Source organism: Actinomadura sp. DC4 (assembly GCF_030406325.1).
GTDB lineage: Bacteria > Actinomycetota > Actinomycetes > Streptosporangiales > Streptosporangiaceae > Actinoallomurus.
On the sequence record NZ_JAUEQY010000086.1, the window covers coordinates 1 to 1,139 of the forward strand.

The following is a 1,139-nucleotide window of genomic DNA, read 5'->3' on the forward strand; positions in this document are numbered from 1 at the left end:
CTAGTGTCCTGAGTCTTAATTTCTGTTTATATGTGTAGGCTCGGTGGGTGGCGCGTACAGGGCGGCCGAAGGCCGAGTTGTTATTGACCGATGAGGAGCGGGCTGCGCTTGAGGGGTGGGTGCGGCGGCGTTCGACTTCGCAGGCGTGGGCGTTGCGGTGCCGGATCATCTTGGCCTGTGCGACAGGCGCGACGAACAAGGACGTAGCCGCCCAGGTCGGTTCGACGCCACAGGCGGTGAGCCGTTGGCGGGCTCGGTTCGTGGAGTACCGGATCGCCGGCCTGGGTGACATGCCGCGTTCGGGTGGCCCCCGGACCGTGACCGATGAGCAGGTCGCGGCTGTGATCACCAAGACGTTGGAGTCGACGCCGAAGGATGCGACCCATTGGTCGACGCGGTCGATGGCCAAACAGGTGGGTCTGTCGCAGTCGACGGTGTCGCGGATCTGGCGGGCGTTTGGGCTCCAGCCACACCGCAGTGAGACGTTCAAGCTGTCCACCGACCCCTACTTCGTCGACAAGGTCCACGACGTCGTCGGTCTCTACCTCGACCCGCCAGAGCGGGCGTTGGTGTTCTGCGTGGATGAAAAGTCCCAGATCCAGGCCTTGGACCGCTCGCAGCCGGTTCTGCCGATGATGCCCGGAGTTCCAGAACGGGCCACCCACGACTACGTCCGGGCCGGTACCACCACCTTGTTCGCCGCACTGGAGGTCGCCACCGGCAAGGTGATCGGCTCGCTGCACCGCCAGCACCGTGCCACCGAGTTCAAAGCATTCCTGCGCACGCTGGACAAGCAGGTACCCGCCGGGCTGGACATCCATCTGATCTGCGACAACTACGCCACCCACAAGACCCCCGCGGTCAAGAAGTGGCTGCTGGCACACCCGCGGTTCCACCTGCACTTCACCCCGACCGGGTCCTCCTGGCTCAACCTGGTCGAGCGCTGGTTCGCCGAGCTGACCAACAAACAGCTACGACGCGGCGTCCACAAATCCGTCCAAGCGCTGGAGAAGGACATCCGCGACTGGATCGCGGCCTGGAACACCGACCCCAGGCCCTACGTATGGACCAAGACCGCTGATGAGATCCTCGAACGCCTCGCCGGATATCTGAACAGAATTCCCAACTCAGGACACTAG

General features: G+C 63.9%; 1 protein-coding gene. It reads left to right on the forward strand.

Going from position 1 to position 1,139, the window contains the following annotated elements:
- The first annotated feature begins 47 nt into the window (after positions 1-47).
- Entirely contained in the window at positions 48-1,139 is a 1,092-nt protein-coding gene (locus tag QWU11_RS47060; protein ID WP_290121134.1) for an IS630 family transposase, read from the forward strand.